This is a genomic window from Chitinophaga sp. CF118 (assembly GCF_900112615.1).
Lineage (GTDB): Bacteria > Bacteroidota > Bacteroidia > Chitinophagales > Chitinophagaceae > Chitinophaga.
The window spans coordinates 34481-51689 of the sequence record NZ_FOMK01000003.1; the positions used below are offsets into that span (position 1 = coordinate 34481).

Consider the following 17209-nt stretch of genomic DNA (forward strand, 5'->3'; position numbering starts at 1 on the left):
AGAAAACGAAGTTGATTCCTATTGTGCCAACAATATCATAATATTTGTTATCCTTTTACCCAGGCATTAGTGCTGTAGAATTACTGTTAACCCCCTGTTCATAAGAACCATCCTATACTACGAAACCATGATGAAAGCGACCGATGCCAAAAGTACCGCCAGAACTGCCCCGAAAAAGGATCAGCAGTCAGACGGTAATGTATTCTTCGATAAAGAAAGAAGTAATTCTTTTTTTGGAGAATCAGAGACAGAACCAAAGCCATTTTTTGTACAACGGAAACTGAGTATCGGGAAGCCCGATGATCATTACGAAAAGCAGGCAGACCAGGTTGCGGATAAAGTAGTACAGCGAATGAGTCAGTCGCCATCAGTACAGGCAAAGGCAGCAACTCCTGCACCAACGGTTACGCCTGTACAGCCGCAGGCATTACAAATGAAAGAAGAGATTAGCGAAGAACCTGCAGGTGAAGAGAAATTACAGCGTAAGCCGATTTTTGATAGTATGGGAGATCCTCCGGAGAACTCCATACAACGCAAACCTATTTTTGACAGTATGGGAGATTCCATACAACGTAAATCCGAAGGGAGTGATGCAAAAACAGAAACCTCTCCCAGTGTAGAATCACGTCTTAATAGTACTAAAGGATCAGGCTCCCCATTGCCATCAGACACCAGATCGGCAATGGAATCTTCTATTGGTGCAGACTTTAGCGGTGTACGCATTCATACAGGCACAGAGGCCGCGGCATTAAGTAATGATTTACAGGCACAGGCATTTACTCACGGTAAGGATATTTATTTCAATGAAGGGAAATATGATTCCAGCAGTAGTTCTGGCAGGCATCTGTTGGCCCATGAATTAACACATACAGTACAACAAGGTGCTGCCGTGCAGAAGAAACCGGATATGACGGCCGTCTCAGCTTCGCCTGATGTACAGCTGGCTCCTGCTAAACCAGCTACTTCTTTTACCCAGGCGAGTGCTCATACCGCGATCCCTGCAGAAGTAGTAAATGTATCGTCGGGTATATTTAATCCTTCATTTAAATTACGGGAGCAAATCAAAGCAACAAAAGAGAGAGGACTAGAGATTAAAATTTCAGCAGGCAAACTAGCAGGGGATGGTATTATCAAGGTGCGTGAAGAAAAAGGAGAATTGGAAAGTATGAGGAATGACTATCTGCCGCTTAATATACCAATTTTCAGTGCAGCAAATCCCGCATTGGCTGTACAATTGATAAAGGGAGGAATTAAAGGATATGCTACAATTGCCGGAGGTAAAGCAGACGGTATTCCCAACTGGCTGCGGGCGCATAGTAGGGAGCTTTCATGGCTTACGGGCATTGAATTGAGTAGTATCCCATCACCAGGTACCAATACATTTGATAGTGCAGGTTTCCAGTTTACCCTCAATGGAGTAAACGTTAAAGTGGGAGGCCTTGCGCAAGCCAGAATGGATATTGGGTTTGTAAATCTGAAGCCGTCGGTACATGTAGGAGCTATAATGGATGTCGCAGGAATCGTACGGGCAGGTTTCGATATTAATATGTCGAAAGACGGTCAGATGTCAGGCGAGGGTGGTTTCGATGTCACCTACAAAGGCTTTGGAGGAAAAATAGCAGCCAGGTTTAATGAAGGTATGCTGGATGTAAAAGGAGTAGTGGGTTATAGTGGCGACAGGCTAAGTGGTTCTCTTACACTCATCATGACAGATAAAAAGACGGCAGATAATTTTGCGAAAACGCAATTAGCTGGCGTAAAACCAGAAGATGCAGTAATGCCGGAAGCGGTGCCTGCGGTGACAGAAGGGAAAGGTCCACGCGGAATGGCGGGCATAGGTAGCCTTACTTTCAATATGACAGAATGGTTTGCAGGTAGTGTAAATGTGATCGTGGATGGTAAAGGTTTTGTAACGGTGATTGGCAAAATAGCACCGCCTAAAGAGATTAAATTATTTGAACAGAGTAATTATGATAAAGAACTGTTCAAGCTGAGTGCAACTGCTGGTTATGGTATACCCGTATTAGGTATGATCGGTATTTTCGCTGAAGTGTCTTTGTCTGCAATTTCGAGAATAGGTCCTGCGAAAATTTATAACATCGAAGTAAGCGGAACATATTCGAATAATCCGGATATTGCAAAGAGTATTTCCCTGTCAGGTTCCCTGAATATTTCTGCCTATGCAGGGTTACGTTTGCGAGCCGCAGGTGGTGCAATAATTACTTTATTAGGGCATGATTTGAAAGCAGGAGTAGGCGTTAATGCAGATGCGGGCGTGAAAGGATATGTGGACGCACGGCCAACCATCGGTTACCGTGATCCAGGAGAGTTCTTCTTTAAAGGACATATGGAAATAGCCGCTCAACCTGTACTAGGTCTTAGTGGAGATTTCTTTGTAGAATTAGATAGTCCGTGGTATTCTCCGTTGCCGGATAAAAAGTGGTCATGGCCAATAGGTTCACTGGAGTATCCATTGCCTGGGGAATTTGGAATAGGAGCAGATGTGGATTATGTATTGGGTTCGGGAAAAGTACCTGATATTAAATTTACAGATGCAAATTTTGATGGTTCCAAATTCATGACCGATCTTGTGGATGATAATGTACCGAAGAAAAGTGGTGCGGATAAAAAAGATAAACAAGGTAAGTTTGTAGATGGAGGTGCAGCTAAACCGGCTAAAGGTGGTAAAGTTCCGCCTCCTGCTAAGCCGGGAAGTAAACCCGTTCCGGTTCCTAAGAGTGGAGGCAAAGGCAAAGATAAAGGCGCTGGAAAACTGGACGAAATGAAGAATTTCGCCGAAGCTATGAAGAAGGTAAAAGCATTGGAAGGCCATAAACCCATGACCCGTGCAGAGATAACTTCAACGATAGAAGCAATTAAAAATCAATACAATATTCCTGGAATTATTGTGATCCCACAAGGTAATGACAGGTGGAAGATAACAGGAAGTCTTGCCGGTAAAAAGAACAAACAATCCGTGTATGTTCCGGCAAATATGAAGGCGGGAGATGAAAAGGTAAAGAATGGAGATGAAGCGCGTAAAGGTAATGAGTTGTCTAAAGGATTGGCGGCTTTGCATGAAAAGGATCAGGCAGTTGCAGGAGATGGAATACTGGAAAGAGAAGAAGCGCAAAAAGTAGCTGGGGATATACGGGATGCTAAAGACAGTCCATTTAAATCTATTACGGTACTTGAAAGTGGAGATCATTGGGAGTATTACTATGTACAGAAGAAAAATGATGGGAAAGAGAAGGGTTCTAAGAAAGGTAAGCCTAAAAAGCCTGTCGCAGGATTGAGAGAAGGAGGATTGATTAAAAGAGGCAAGGATATATTTAGGGTAGTTTTCTATGATAGACAGGAAGACTTTATATTAGTAAACAATATACTTACAAATCAGGATAAGGATTTCTGGGGTGTCAGTTATTTGTTCGATAAGAAAAGTACAACTGATGAAAATGGTAAAAAGATTAAACAAAGTGATAGGCTGGAAGTGTATCATCCTGTAATTCCTGAAGAACGAACACTGCCTTCAAGCTGGGGCTCCGGTAGTAAAGGAATAAGACCATATCTGTATGATAATATGCATGGCTGGAGCAGCAGAGCGGATGAATTAAAGTTTGGTGACAAAGGAGAAGACTATCAAAGGAAAAGAGTAAAAGCTTTTCAGGATAAGTGCCGGAGAAATCTGGATAAGATACAGAAATTTGAAGCAGAATTTTACGAATTAAGGGATGGAGACACAGTAATAGATTTCGATTTGGAATTTTATGACTTTGTAAAGAAAAACAGTAATTATAACCCAATGAAAATTAACTATTCAGTTGATCATAATCCGGCCCTTAGTACAATGTGGAATTTGAAGGGAAGAAATACAGATGATGCAACCAGAAGAAGTCAGGTGCTGGGAGAAAAAGGAGGTGGTATTACATTGAGGGTTATTACAGCGAGATGGAACTCCCATTTGGGTGGTGACAGGTACAAGTTAACTGTAGGGAAAAAATTCACAAGTGTCCTGACGGATCCGGAAGGCCTCACGATTAGTAAAAAACCGGGTGATAAGCCCGAACTATTTAGATAGTATAGCATAAACTACAGTTATTTAATGCGAAATAGTATGAAAATTGAACTTAAAAACAAGCAACCGATTGAATGTATGGCTATTAGTCCGGATGGTAAATTGCTAGCTGTTGGACAGTCTGATAATTTAGGTCATAAACTTTGTCTTAGTATATGGGATACAGCTAGCGGAAAATATGTAGGAGGAATTGAAAGCGGATATGTTGTATCTGTATCATTTAACCGTAATAGTGATACATTGGCTTATTCAACAAACAATAATACGGTAGTTATTGTTGATCTGAAATTCCTGAAGTTTAAAAAGACTATTCAGATGCCTGGAATAAACAAAGTTTGTTATGCCCGGAGTAAAGATTTATTGTTGATTTCAGGCGATGTGGTAGTAGTAATGGATGAAGCATATAAAGAATTGTTTTCTTATTTTGATTATAAATCACAACCAGAAAGGGCTGCTGAGAACCAATTCCCATCGGTAGCAGTGTCTTGTGACAATGATAAAAGTGTAATCATTACAGGCAATGAGGAACGTAAATTCTTTAAGTTTGATATTCTCTCTGGTCAGCAAACGGCAACATTTCCGGGAGGGATTGAACGCGGAGTGCATATGGTTACAGATGAAACGGAGCAATATTTATTTCTGATTTCCCTTTTTCCGGATACTGATCTTTTATGGGAATTGAAGACAATGAAAAGGGCTTTAACGAAACATCTGAATGAAAAGCATCGGGGAGCATCAGCTGTTTCTTTTCATCCATCCTCCCGTTTTTTTGTAACGGGAACTGCTGCCGGACATATCTTTCTAAAGAATATCAAAAATGCAGATGTAGTCTTTAAAGAATGGTTGCATAAGAAAAGAGTTAACGCGTTAGTATTTAGTAAGGATGGTAAACAACTTATTTCTGGGGACAGTGGAGGTAAATTGTTGATCACAGATATTTCTGAATATATAAAATAACTCATTATTCATTGTAATTAAAATCGATAGATTTGAAAACGAATACTTGTCGCTATCGAAGATACCGTAATTTCGAAAATGCAGAAGTTAAAGCCCCCCGCTTTTTCCCCTTAGCAGAAAGCAGTTCAGAAAAATGAGTACGCTTTCTTTCAATCGAAAATATCAATCAGTTTAGCTTGGAATAGTTATGAACGAGAAGTAGTTACTGTGAACCGAAAAAACTGTGAATAATCAAACTATCGCTGTAGATGATATGATACAGTGCATTAAAGACAATACAGATAATGTCAAGGATCCTGTACAGAAAAAAATATAAGAAAAGCAATGACTGACAATACTAAAAATGCTGAAGTACTCCAGGCATATCTGACCTGGTTACAAGCAGAAATGAGAAAAAGATTGGAGCAATATTTCAGCACTGAGAAGAATGATCCCCTCACTGAAATTATATTACCCGGAACTTCCTGGCCTGATGCTCCATTAACACAATTCATTACCAGCAATGGGCTGAATAAAGATGAACAGCTATTGCTGATTATGGCCTTAGCCCCCCATATCAATGCAGTCTTCTTTGAAGAGGTGATCAATGAATTCCTTGTCGATAAGGGCGATTTCCCGTTGATAGGTTGTGTGAAAGGTACTCAGTTCCGAGGCTTACTTCCCACTGGTGAAACGTTCTTATTCCTGTTAGCGGGACTGGATCTTTCATCGAGAATAGAGAAGATGACACTATTGGCAGAAGAGCACCTCTTTGCCAAACGCCAGATATTATGGCTGGAAGCGCCCCCGGAAGGAGAACCAACCATGAGTGGGCGCTTAGTGCTTTCCCAGGAATATATCGATTTGTTCCTGACCGGCGCACATGCCAAACCCCGGTTCGGTAATGACTTTCCCGCAGAAAGCATCACAACGGCTCTCGACTGGGAAGACCTGGTATTGAATGCTCAGACAATGGAGCAATTACAGGAGCTGAAGAAATGGCTTCGTGTAAAAGATAAGCTGATCACAAAAAACAAACGCCTCAAACCTGGTTACCGTGCCTTGTTTTACGGTCCTCCGGGTACGGGTAAAACATTGTCCGCCTGCTTATTGGGTAAACGTGACCCCGCCAATGACACAGACGAAGACTTCGACGTATTCCGCATTGATCTGTCTTTGGTTGTATCCAAATTCATTGGAGAAACGGAAAAGAACCTGTCCCGCCTGTTTGATAAAGCAGAGCACAAAAACTGGATCCTTTTCTTTGATGAAGCCGATGCCTTGTTCGGTAAGAGAACGAGCATCCGTGATGCGCATGATAAATATGCGAATCAGGAAATAGCCTACCTCTTGCAACGCATTGAAAATTATAACGGGCTAGTGATCCTCGCATCTAACTTTAAGAACAATATTGATCCGGCCTTCTCACGCCGTTTCCAGTCAATTATACAATTCCCGATGCCTACGCAGGTAGAGCGTTTACAGCTGTGGAAGATGATCCTGCCGGATGAGATGATGCAGAAAGAAGGTATCCTTGAGAAAATAGCGACTACGCATGAGATTTCCGGTGCTTCCATCATCAATGTGGCACAGTATTGTTTCCTTAAAAATATTCAGACGGATGGCCGCATAGAACCTGTGTCTGCTAATGATGTGGAAGAAGGACTGATCAGGGAATTTAACAAGGAAGGGAAGATTTATAAGTAGGGCTTCCTGTACATAAAAAGTAGTATTTTTAGGCCCTATGCACCGTTTTAAACAGTTTGCTTTTAAGAAGTTCGGATATTTTGATTTTGATAAGAGTCCCGCAGATCAAATAGCAGAACATGATATTGATTGGTTTATCAAAATTGTTTTTATACAGGCCGGCGGAGTGGTGGTTGTAGATTTCAAAGAATACCGGCTGGAACAGGATGCATTATTCTTTATCAATTCCGGCCAGTATTATCACTTTGATGATTCCTGTAAAGGAGTCCTCTTATATTATAACCGCGATTTTTATTGTGTTGAAATACATGATAAAGAGGTTGCCTGCGACGGGATCCTTTTTCATAATGTTTATGAGATTCCTGTAATATTCATGTCTCCGGAAATCTCCGCCGCCATGCAGAAGGTGATACAAGAGTTAAAGGCTGAGCTGGATGGAGAGGATACGACAGGAATGGAGGAGATGATCCGGATCTTATTAAAGCAACTGATCATCAGATCTACCCGTATCTGGAAACAGGAGCACGGGGTAGTGACTGAAGAAGGCCGGCAGGAAGTTGAATTCTCCAGAACCTTCAGTCAGCTTGTGGAATGGCATTATACCCGCCATCATACAGTCGCTGAGTATGCTGAATTGTTGCATATTACCCCTAAAGCATTAAATAAGCGTATTACCCGTTACAGTAACAGCACACCTAATGATATCATTAAGGATCGCATCATACTGGAAGCTAAAAGACTACTGGTGCATACTGAGTTAAGTGTAAAAGAGATTGGTTATAAACTAGGGTATGAGGATACTTCTTATTTTATACGACTTTTTACCAAACAGGCTGATATACCTCCCCAAACCTTTCGTTTAAAATACCGTGAGGTCAAATCCACCCTTTAAAATGGCCTTTTTTATGCCCCAGGGGAAAATTGTGCTGTAAGTGTATAACACTGTGCATTGTCCACGCTGCTGCCTTCTTCTATTTTTGTGATATCAAATTGAAAAAAAACAAAAATGAAAAAGCAAAACATCTTCAGCAAGGGCACAGCATTATTGGCAGCAACAGTTTTAAGTACAGCGTTATCTGCCCAGGTTATTAATCCAGCAACAGATGTCCATATTGAAAGTAATACCAAAGCATTTTTAAATGTACTCAATTCCGGTTCCGGTAAACCGCTGGAACAACTTACACCTGTTGAAGCGCGTGCTGTATTGACTGGTGCACAGGCATCCGTAAAAGTTGATCTGTCAGGAATTACGGTTACCCGTAAGACGATCACTGAAGATGGACAGTCTATTATAATTGACATTGTAAAACCTGCCAATGCAAAAGGAATCTTGCCTGTATTTATGTTTTTTCATGGCGGCGGATGGGTATTAGGTGATTTTCCTACACATCAGCGTTTGGTACGTGACCTTGTTGTAACATCAGGTGCAGCAGCTGTATTTGTAAATTATACACCTTCTCCTGAAGCTCATTACCCGGTAGCTATTAATCAGGCTTATGCGGCTACAAAATGGGTAGCAGCACATGGTAAAGAGATTGGAGTAGATGGAAGCCGGTTGGCAGTTGCAGGTAATAGTGTAGGCGGTAACATGGCGGCAGTAGTGGCGCTGATGGCTAAGGATAAAAAGGGACCTGAAATCAAATTACAGGTACTTTTATGGCCGGTAACTGACGCTAACTTTGAAACGGATTCATACAACCAATATGCAACTGGCCGTTTCCTTACAAAGAATATGATGAAATGGTTTTGGGATAACTATACCACAGATATGAATGCACGCAAAGAAATTTATGCTTCACCTTTACAGGCTACTGTTGAGCAATTAAAAGGACTGCCAACTGCATTAGTGCAAACCGCGGAAAATGATGTACTGAGAGATGAAGGGGAAGCATATGCACGTAAACTTGATGAAGCAGGTGTAAAAGTGACTGCTGTTAGATACAATGGAATGATTCATGACTGGGGATTGTTAAATCCGCTGGCGCATGTTCCCGGTTCACCGGCCGCATTATTACAGGCGGGAACGGAAATTAAAAAAGCATTGAGCAAATAGATTGAATAATTAATACTGATTTAGGAAGGCCGCCTCTTGTGTTTGCAAAAACATGGAGATGGTCTTTTATTTAGGGTACCGATGGAAACATGTAGTTGACTATGGGTACACCTGGTAGACACAGTGCTTCATTTAACTATCCTCAGACCTTTTATTTACTTCTGATATTACCACTTGCAATTTTCCAGGTTATTTTGTCATATTTCATAGCAGATCTTTGAAATACACATCGTAAATTCATGACTCAACATAATCATGAACTATGCTTAAAGAACTGATCCTGGTTTCATGTTCCTTTGCCGTAATACCTTTGGCTGTCAGATCGCAGACAGTAGAACAGGGCAGCAAGGCATGGATTGCCAAATCGAACCATTACACACAACAACTGATTGATCTTGATAAGAAATATTCTCCGGAATATGGTTCCTCCCAGGGACTGGCTGAATATGACACCCTGATCACGATTCCCACTCTGGCTAATATGCTGGCACAAAGAAAGGAAGAAGAGGCGCTTGTCACCCGGTACAATTCATACCTGCCGGTAGAGCCGGATCTGGCGGTAAAGCAGGATCTGAATATTCTGATTACGCATTTAAAGCTCGGTTTCCGCCAGCAGGACTATAGCATCCGCAGGCAGGTACCTTTTCTGAATGCCGCTTCCATTGTTTACGGTGGACTGGAAGCACTGCTGGACGATCAGACACCTGTTGAACGGCGAGCTGCTTCCATCGTACGACTAAAGAAATATGCCGGACTGGAAGCGGGTTTAAAACCATTGACTACCATCTTAAAAGAACGTGTAGAACAACAGATGAAGGGCAAGGATATGATCTATCCTTCCAAACAACAAATGGAAGTGGAGATGTCCCGGAATGCAAGTATCGTTGATGGTATGGCTGATCTGTGCAGGAAGTATAAACTGACAGGCTGGGAACAACCTTATGCCACACTGAAAAAACAACTGGAAGAGTACGATAGCTGGACACGTAAAAATGTGCTATCTAAAGCACGTAAAGAGTTCCGGTTGCCTCCTGAAGAATATGCCCTTCAACTGGAAGGCTTCGGCATTGACATTCCACCTGCACAGTTAACAGAAATGGCGCACAAAGCCTTTAAGGAAATCCAGCAGGAAATGCAGCCGATAGCTGAACAGATTGCAAAGCAACGGCCTTGGACGGCCACAGATTACCGTAGCGTGATCCGTGAACTGAAAAAGGAACAGATCCATGGCGATTCAATCATCCCATTATACGAAGGCCATCTGAAAGATATAGAAGCGATTATCCGCAATCATCAGCTGTTAACACTACCTGATCGTCCGGCTATTATCCGACTTGCAACAACAGCCGAAACGGCAAGGTCTCCCGCACCACATATGGTACCTCCGCCTTTCCTGAATAATACCGGTCAAAAAGGGGTGTTTGTACTGCCACTCAATATGCCACCGGCACCCGGTGAAAAGGAAGCCGATAAATACGATGACTTCACCTTTGATGCTGCCTCCTGGACTATCATCGCGCATGAAGCCCGTCCGGGACATGAACTGCAGTTTGATAAAATGGTGGAGGAAGGTGTTTCCCAGGCCCGTACATTATATGCATTCAACTCTACTAACGTAGAAGGATGGGGGCTGTATTCTGAATATATCATCCGTCCCTATATGCCGCTTGAAGGGAAACTGATTTCCCTTGATTATCTTTTGCTCCGTGCTGCACGCGCATTCCTGGACCCTGAACTGCAAGCTGGTAAGATCACTCAACAGGATGTACTGAATATATTGATGACAGATGTTGTTCAATCAAAGGCGATGGCCCAGCAGGAAATGGAACGTTATAGTATCCAGATGCCGGGACAGGCAAACAGCTATTTCTATGGGTTCACTAAAATGATGGCCTTAAGAAAAGATGCCGAACAGGCACTGGGAAACAAATTCAATGCTTTGCATTTCCATGACTTTATCCTTTCGCAGGGTTTACTCCCACCTGCATTGATCAGAGATGCAGTGATGAAGGATTTTATTCCGGCAGAGAAGAAATTATAAAAAGAAAGAGGCTGTATTCTATGTGGTACAGCCTCTTTTGTCCTTTCTCGGGGGACTCAATGCATTATATAGGGGGCTCTCTTTTGGGTCAGCCCCACTTCATATGTCAATATATTACTTGTATACTATCAAAGGTTGCTGTATTGATTTTTAGATGTTTGTCACAAAGAAGTGATTCGGTTTTTTTGTCTGGATGTTCCGATTTGCGGAATACCACTTCAATGGAATTATAATTAAGTTTATGCGTGAGAAGAGGATGGATTTTTTTAGCTATTTCGGATGTCATATTTTTAAGGGCGATACTATCCTTTGAACATAAGTCAGTATGGCTATTTTTTAATTCTATCCAAAACGTGCCATCTTTTCTATTTTCCGTAATAGCTTTATAATCATGCTCCAAATTAACCTCACAATGATATCTTTCAGCTAACACATTGCCAAAATTTTCTTCTTCCTTGGAAAGAGGTATCTTAGGTGAGTAACAACTGGGTAGAATGATACAAATAAGGAATAGTGATGCATAGTGGGTTTTAAATATCATGTGAATAATTTGAGAATAAATTTATCCAATAAGAAATAGAAAAAAAATTACAAAGAAAGGGTTAATAATAGCAATGGATATAGTATTGTAGATATAAGCAAGCCTTTATTTTAGTGCCAATAGGTTACTTGTACATTATTGAAATTTTCGATGCTAACTGTTAGATGTTTTTCGCAAAGAGTATGTTCGGTTTGTTTATCAGGATGTTCTGATTTATAAAATACTACCTCAATGTATTTATAATTCAATTTATGTGTGAGTGAAGGGAAGAATTGTTTTCCTATATCGGAGGTTATATTTTTAAGGGCAATACGATCCTTTGAACATAAATCAGCATGACTGTTTTTTAATTCTATCCAAAACTCACCATCTCTCCTATTTTCCTTTATAGCTTTATAATTATGTTCCAAATTAACTTCACAATGATATTTCTCAGCTAACACATTACCAAAATTTTCTTCTTCCTCAGAAAGAGGAATCTTAAGGGAGTAGCAACCAGATAGTAATACTCCAAGGAGAAAGGAATTGATAGTAGATCTTTTAAAAGTCATACGCGCATATTTAAAATGTTGGTATTTTATCTTACCTTCTTGTCCAATCAAATGTAACAATTTCAAAGATAAAGGTATCGTGGATATATGGGGAAAATAGCTCATGAAATTTTGCCAGCTTCTTTAATGTGCGCCAAATATGAAAGGTATAAAAATAATAACCTGGTTGTTCTATTTATTAATAGAGTTATTTCTTGTAATAATTTTATTTCTTTCACTTAACATTGCTAATGCTTCTCCATACGGGATCTATGAAATGTATCAAGAATCATTCTTTTCTTTCCTGGGAACAAAAATATTGCTGGGATTTATATTGTCATTGGTGTCTGCATTTATTATGACAATAATATGGAAGATCGCAAAGAATAAATTAGAATTACAAGAATATTCTTTTATAAGAGTATTTATTATTCAATGGATTTTATTCTTTCTTTGGGCATTAATTTCTATTGCGATATATTTTCAGCATATTTATAGTACATCTCCATCTGATCGACTGCCGTGATGTGAGAAATATTTTTAGATTAATAATTCAGTGCCCACCTCAATATGGCAAGAAATAGAAGATTATAAAATAGAGATTAATTGTAAGAGGAGAGGAGTCAAATAATGGTCCCTCTCCATTTTATTATAACCTTCTCTCTGATTCTTTAATTGCCAGATCATTAATACTGGCAAATCGCTTTTGCATCAGGCCATTCTCATCAAACTCCCAGTTTTCATTACCATAGGCACGGAACCATTGTCCTTCCTTATTATGATATTCATATTCAAATCTTACTGCTATACGATTATCTGTATAGGCCCACAGCTCTTTCTTTAATTTATAATTAAGTTCCTTCTGCCATTTATTGGAGAGGAATTTAACCACCGCTTCACGGCCATTCACAAACTCAGAGCGGTTTCGCCATTCTGTATCAATCGTATAAGCAAGAGAAACACGTTGCGGATCCTGGCTGTTCCAGGCATCTTCTGCCAGCTGTACTTTTTGAGTAGCTGTTTCGAAGGTAAACGGTGGTAAAGGATGTTTCTGTTCCATGACAATTAATTTAGACACAAATGTAGGATGGATACGGATTTATTAATGGCACTATTTAGCGATTCTGTGGTATTAATCAAATATTCATGGATTATGTATCTTTATGACCTCTGAAATCCGTTATAGAAGATATGCAACAAAGAATAGCCCACATTGCTTTGGTGGTAGCCGATTATGATGATGCGATCGCTTTCTACACGAAGAAGTTACATTTTACAATGATAGAAGATACTGTATTAAGTGAAGATAAGCGATGGGTAGTAATAGCGCCCAAAGGAGCAAAAGAATGCAGCCTGCTGCTGGCTAAGGCCGCTAACCCGGAGCAGGCTGCCAGTATTGGCAACCAAACAGGTGGGAGAGTGTTCCTTTTCTTATTCACAGACGATTTCTGGCGGGATTATAATCAGATGCTGGAAGATGGAATCCATTTTGTCCGTGCTCCTAAGGAGGAAGCATATGGTACTGTTGCCGTATTCGAAGATTTGTATGGTAATCAATGGGATTTATTACAGCCCAATGAACATAATAAAGCAAACACTCTTATTTAGTATCATGAATCGCTGTAATAGCCATCTCAACTGCCTTTACGCAATCGGGATCATCACTTCTGTTCGTGCTGATGAGTGTTAAGATAGCAACGATCTTTTCCTCCGTATCATTTTCTCTATATACTATTCCTAGATCCTTAAGGGCTTCAATGCCCTGTTGTACATACTCTGGGTTCTTTACATGACCTGTCAGATCTCCGAATTTCTCACTAAGGCTGAACTGTTGTTGCGCAGATTTATTCTTAAATGTTTTATACACATAGGGCCATTCTGGATTCCCACCACCGGTCGTATAAATAGTGAATATAGCATCAGCCAATGCCCCTTTACTATCTTTCTCATACATTTTTGCCATAATAACAGCTTCTGCAGGATCAGTCTCACTCATAGCCAATAACGCTGCCGCCTGTACATTTTGAAATTTACCGGATTGAGCTTTTGCCGGAAAGAGTTTAATAATGATGACAAGAATACATAGTGTGATGACGATCTTTTTCATGACTTCGGGAGAAATTGTTTGTTACTGCAAGATTAGAATAAGTAGGTGGGATATTTAAATGAATGTGATGGAACCGCATTTCCAGGTGACAGAAATGAATTTATACCTTGGCTTGATGTATTTGGACTGGTTCTCAGAAAATAAAAAGGGGACTGTATCAAAAGAATACAGCCCCCGGTATAATAATGTAATCCTCTTACTTATCCAATATCGTAAATTCTGTTCTGCGATTAGCCTGATGCTCCTCTTCCGGACAAGATACCCCATTGGTGCAGCGATTCACCAGCTTTGTCTCTCCATAGCCCTTAGCGGTTAAACGGGTGCTATCAATCCCTTTCCCAACCAGATAGGCTACTGTGGATTCTGCACGACGTTGGGACAACTTCATATTGTAAATGTCATTGGCACGAGAGTCCGTATGAGAAGATATTTCCACTTTCCATGTCGGATTATCATTCAGTCGTTTTACCAATTTATCCAGCTCTGTTTCAGCATCTTTACGGATACTCGATTTACCCAGATCGAAGTAGATGGTTTCCATCTTAAAGGGTTTGTCCAGATCAGCCTTTTCGGGATAGATATCCTGGTGCAGATCGCCAGACACTGTTAAGCCAACAGTACTAACATCTATATCCGTTACCGTGGCATAGTCTGTTTTTACCACACTTAACCCATATGTGGATGCGCTGTCCAGCATAAAATGGTAATTCCCCTTATCATCTGTAATTGCCTTGAGTGGTGTGCCCGTTTGTTTGTTAACGAGCGTTACCACAACATCGGACAATGGAGTTTCTGTTTTTTTGTCAAATACTTTTCCTGATAGATTAAACAGTAATACTCTTGCTGCATTAAAATGGTAAATATCATCATTGCCTCTGCCCCCAAATCTGTTTGAAGAAAAATAGAATGTTTCATTGCTGGCAAAAGCCGGGGCAAAATCGTCCTGCGGACTATTTACCGGACTTTCCATATTCTCTACTTTCCAATCACTTCCTTTGGTAGCCTTGTAGATATCAAGACCTCCCATTCCTGGCCAGCCATCAGAAGCAAAGTAGAGTATACCCTTATTATTGAATACAGGTGTACGTTCATTGCCAGCCGTATTGATCCCAGGTCCCATATTCACGGGTGTTTGCCATTTACCGTTTTCATCCATGCGGCTATAATAGATGTCCGTACCTCCATATCCCTTATCCCCATAGTCAGCAACAAAATAAAGGGTCTGTCCATCAGGACTTATAAAAGGATCGCCTACAGAGTATTTAAAGATCCCGTTATACGGAAATGTAGATGATTGTCGCCAGCCATCAGTAGTTGTATCCCGTTGCTGTTCTATGATCTCTACATTCAATGTATACGGAGTATCCTTGCCTAAAAGACTTTGTCTCTTTTTTACCAGCTTGGTTACTGCGTAATAAAACTTCCTGCCATCGGCTGTATAACTGGCATGAGCACTGTGGTAGTCTCCATTGATATTGCGTGTGAGTAGGTTTGTACTACTGCTATCTTTTCCATTGCTTTCATAAAGATGGAGGTAACTGTTGCCTGTCCAACCGTAGTATTTTCTCCTGATGTTACTTGAGCTGAAGAAAGGTTTGCGCCTTAAAGAATCATAAGGACGGTCAGAAGCAAAGATGATTTTCCCATTACTGAATTCCGTACTCCAATCCGACCACTGACTGTTCAATGCATGCACATTTACCAGATCTCCTTTGATGGGAGCTGCTAACCATTTAACAGCATTAGAACATCCTTCCCGCATATTCTCCGCTATTTTATCCCCCGGTTTTTTATTTAAATAACTATCAAGAATCCCTTTCGCTTCAGCATATTTACTGTTATTCATTAAAATACCTGCGTAATGAAATTCGTCAATGGCAGTATGATCCGGAATGGCTATCAATTTGGCATACCACGACTCTGCAAAAACATAATCATTCATCAGGCGATAACTGTCAGCCATTCCACGTGCCGCCGCTGCTGTTTTCTTTTTCTTATACGCTTTATTATAAAGAGGTATGGCCTTCACATAATTATACAAGGCAGCCTGGCTGTCAGCCTGCTTTAGTATATATTGGCCATGCGCTGGTTTAAACAGTGCTATTGCCATTAGTATGCTAAACAACGCCTGGAGTTTTCTCTTATCCATAATAATTCTCAAATTTTATAAACGCTGCAATGCTTTCAGTTAAAAATATCTTGGAGACAACATCCTTGCCTTCCGGTTTTCGAAAAAATAATTCAGCGAAATCTCATGAGTAGCATAACTGGTTGCTCCTGTACCATTCACTGTTTTATCATAAGCATATCCTATCCGGAGCTTGCTATTAACGAATACTTCCATCATGGCTACGAGAGCACCTGCTTTAGGCACCGAATTACTGATGTCATTTTTATTGAGTACAGCTGTGCGATAAGAACCGCCTAACCATATCACCTTACTAAACAGGAAGAAGGCATTCAGATCAACGCTGGTTGGGCCAGCAAAATCTTCTTTCACCAGCAAAGAAGGTTTCAGTAACACTTCATTAGATAATGGTATCAATCCGCCGACAGTAAAATATAAGTGGGGTTTTAACGGTAAATAGGTTCTAAGTTTATCTGATTTCTGAAATGCCCTTGTTATCAGGTTGTCGGCAGACAACCCCGTATAAATCCGCTCACTGTTGTAGAAAATACCTACACGCGCGTCTGGCATAAAGGCTGTTTTTTTTGCATTCATTAATAATGCATCACTCTGGGAGGCCGGACTCAATGCTTCCGTGTTCAGTTTCTGTTGTATAAAACCCGCGCCTATGCCTATGGCTAATGTTCTATTTCCATCATCGTCCATATGTATGCGGTAGGCATAACTTCCATACATAGCAGTATTCTTTTCTGCTCCCAACTGGTCGCTTACCACCTGCAATCCCAATCCTACACGATTATCATTAACAGCTCCATCTGCTGCTACTGAAAAGGTTTTTGGAGCTCCGGGAAGCCCTGCCCACTGGGTACGGTAAAACATATTTATATTCCATTGTTCCCTATAGCCTGCATAGGCCGGGTTAATATACAACCCGTTGAACATATACTGACTGAACTGAGCATCCTGTTGACTATACGCGGATAAAAATGAAAACATGAATATCAGAAGGAGAGTAATATTTGTAAAGCATTTATGCATAATCTCATTTTTTACTGTTAAAAAGACGGGGCCGACACATTAAGGCTGCCGGA

The 17209-nt window shown here is 40.7% G+C and carries 13 protein-coding genes; 7 read left to right on the forward strand and 6 right to left on the reverse strand.

What is annotated here, in order from left to right:
• Positions 1-127: 127 nt before the first annotated feature.
• The 6 genes from BM176_RS12480 (at position 128) to BM176_RS12505 (ending at position 10812) form a co-directional block, all read left to right on the forward strand.
• Entirely contained in the window at positions 128-4078 is a 3951-nt protein-coding gene (locus tag BM176_RS12480; RefSeq protein ID WP_090103442.1) for an eCIS core domain-containing protein, read from the forward strand.
• A 36-nt stretch (positions 4079-4114) separates the two neighbouring features.
• Positions 4115-5032: a WD40 repeat domain-containing protein gene (locus tag BM176_RS12485; protein WP_090103443.1), complete on the forward strand. Its 918-nt coding sequence runs from the start codon at positions 4115-4117 to the stop codon at positions 5030-5032.
• Positions 5033-5356: 324 nt separating this feature from the next.
• Positions 5357-6718 (forward strand): ATP-binding protein, encoded by a 1362-nt coding sequence (locus BM176_RS12490; RefSeq protein WP_090103445.1) that lies wholly within the window; start codon positions 5357-5359, stop codon positions 6716-6718.
• Between the two features lie 37 nt (positions 6719-6755).
• Positions 6756-7610, forward strand: coding sequence for an AraC family transcriptional regulator (locus tag BM176_RS12495; protein ID WP_090103447.1), 855 nt, complete (start codon positions 6756-6758; stop codon positions 7608-7610).
• Positions 7611-7724: 114 nt separating this feature from the next.
• Complete coding sequence (locus BM176_RS12500) at positions 7725-8771, forward strand: alpha/beta hydrolase (RefSeq protein ID WP_090103449.1); 1047 nt, start codon at positions 7725-7727, stop codon at positions 8769-8771.
• Between the two features lie 262 nt (positions 8772-9033).
• Entirely contained in the window at positions 9034-10812 is a 1779-nt protein-coding gene (locus BM176_RS12505; RefSeq protein ID WP_090103451.1) for a DUF885 domain-containing protein, read from the forward strand.
• A gap of 106 nt (positions 10813-10918) precedes the next feature.
• Here the strand turns inward: BM176_RS12505 and BM176_RS12510 are convergent, their stop codons facing one another.
• From BM176_RS12510 to BM176_RS12525, 3 genes are all read right to left on the reverse strand, one after another.
• Positions 10919-11353, reverse strand: a complete 435-nt coding sequence (locus BM176_RS12510; protein ID WP_090103453.1) for a hypothetical protein — start codon at positions 11351-11353, stop codon at positions 10919-10921.
• Positions 11354-11463: 110 nt separating this feature from the next.
• Positions 11464-11955: a hypothetical protein gene (locus tag BM176_RS12515; protein ID WP_090103455.1), complete on the reverse strand. Its 492-nt coding sequence runs from the start codon at positions 11953-11955 to the stop codon at positions 11464-11466.
• A gap of 577 nt (positions 11956-12532) precedes the next feature.
• Complete coding sequence (locus tag BM176_RS12525) at positions 12533-12943, reverse strand: nuclear transport factor 2 family protein (protein ID WP_090103459.1); 411 nt, start codon at positions 12941-12943, stop codon at positions 12533-12535.
• 131 nt (positions 12944-13074) lie between these two features.
• On the opposite strand from BM176_RS12525, the gene BM176_RS12530 reads away from it, so the two are divergent.
• Positions 13075-13491, forward strand: a complete 417-nt coding sequence (locus BM176_RS12530; RefSeq protein WP_090103461.1) for a VOC family protein — start codon at positions 13075-13077, stop codon at positions 13489-13491.
• Here the strand turns inward: BM176_RS12530 and BM176_RS12535 are convergent.
• From BM176_RS12535 to BM176_RS12545, 3 genes are all read right to left on the reverse strand, one after another.
• Positions 13484-13990 (reverse strand): hypothetical protein, encoded by a 507-nt coding sequence (locus BM176_RS12535; protein ID WP_090103463.1) that lies wholly within the window; start codon positions 13988-13990, stop codon positions 13484-13486. The genes BM176_RS12530 and BM176_RS12535 overlap by 8 nt on opposite strands.
• 196 nt (positions 13991-14186) lie before the next feature.
• Entirely contained in the window at positions 14187-16139 is a 1953-nt protein-coding gene (locus BM176_RS12540; RefSeq protein ID WP_090103465.1) for an OmpA family protein, read from the reverse strand.
• 39 nt (positions 16140-16178) lie between these two features.
• Positions 16179-17156, reverse strand: coding sequence for a PorP/SprF family type IX secretion system membrane protein (locus BM176_RS12545; RefSeq protein WP_090103467.1), 978 nt, complete (start codon positions 17154-17156; stop codon positions 16179-16181).
• Positions 17157-17209: the final 53 nt, after the last annotated feature.